We start from the raw sequence: 477 nt of genomic DNA on the forward strand, positions 1-477 counted from the left end.
GCTGTTGGTCCAGCCGTGCGGGCTCGGCGGCATCGAGAGCTGGACCTGCCCGTATTGCTGGATCTGGTCGATGCGCCCCGACACCTGCAGCGGCCAGGCCGCGCCGAAGGTGTCGAGATAGGTATAGGAGCCCTGGACATGCGGCCCGGTATCGGTCGCGTAGCCGACCCCGCCGCGCACGCTGTTGTAGGGATACTCGCTGACCTTCACGTGGACCGGCGTGTCCTCGGGCTTGCTGGTGTCGTCGCCGACGTCGATCGCCACGCTCGCGTAATACGGCGTGTTCTGCAACTGGCGCTGCAGCTCGTTGAAGCGCTGCACGTCGTAGATCTCGCCCACGCCGAGCGGGTTGACGTTGGTGACGATCTTCTCGGGATAACGCCGCACGCCCGACACGTCGAGCGCGCCCATCGTGAAGGTCGGCCCGCTGTCGAAGCTCACCGCGAGCTTCGCGGTGCGCGTGCGCGGATCGATGCG

1 protein-coding gene is annotated in these 477 nt (G+C 67.1%); it reads right to left on the reverse strand.

Features of this window, described 5'->3' with window-relative positions:
* The coding region (locus HWX87_RS37740) for a POTRA domain-containing protein (protein WP_279612998.1) at positions 1-477 on the reverse strand (477 nt) is incomplete at both ends.

The organism is Burkholderia sp. BCC1644 (genome assembly GCF_902833225.1).
GTDB lineage: Bacteria > Pseudomonadota > Gammaproteobacteria > Burkholderiales > Burkholderiaceae > Burkholderia.